At 64.1% G+C, this 683-nt stretch carries 1 protein-coding gene; it reads left to right on the forward strand.

Going from position 1 to position 683, the window contains the following annotated elements; all coding sequences use genetic code 11:
- Positions 1–683 (forward strand): Ig-like domain-containing protein (locus KSP9073_RS17215; RefSeq protein WP_114403759.1); only part of this gene is annotated, 683 nt, incomplete at both ends.

The raw sequence follows: 683 nt of genomic DNA on the forward strand, positions 1-683 counted from the left end.
CGACGCAGCTGGCAATACCGGCTCGGCCAACACCGCATCGAGCTACGCCGTGGATACCGCGGCGCCGGTGGTGACCATCAGCCTCGACACCCTCGCCGGCGATGACGTGATCAATGCCGCCGAAGCGGCAGCGGACGTTACCGTTATCGGCCGTGCCGGCGGTGACGCCGTACCCGGTGATACCGTCACCGTCCTGGTCGGCGGTCAGAACTACTCAACGGCCGTGGGCCAGAACGGCACGTTCAGCGTGGCAGTACCGGGTTCGGTACTGGCAGCTGCAGGCACCAACACTATCAGTGCGTCTGTCTCGCATACTGACGCCGCTGGCAATACTGGCAGCGCCGAAACCACTCGTCCTTATAGCGTCGACACCACGCCGCCGGCGCTCTCGATCACGCTCGACACCGTTGCCGGCGATAACATCGTCAACGCCGACGAGTCCGGTCGCGATATTCCGGTGACCGGCTCGGTCAGCGGTGAGTATGCCGACGGCGACACCGTGACCCTGACGGTGGGTCAGCAGAACTACACCGGTGCGGTGAACGGTGACGGCACTTTCTCGATCAACGTCCCTGGCAGCCAGCTGGCACAGAACACGTCCGTCAACGCCGCCGTCAGTCATATCGACGCGGCGGGCAATATCGGCTCGGCCAATACGTCGGCCAGTTATTCGTCCAGTACGG

Source organism: Kushneria phyllosphaerae (assembly GCF_900312995.1).
Taxonomy (GTDB): Bacteria; Pseudomonadota; Gammaproteobacteria; order Pseudomonadales; family Halomonadaceae; genus Kushneria; species Kushneria phyllosphaerae.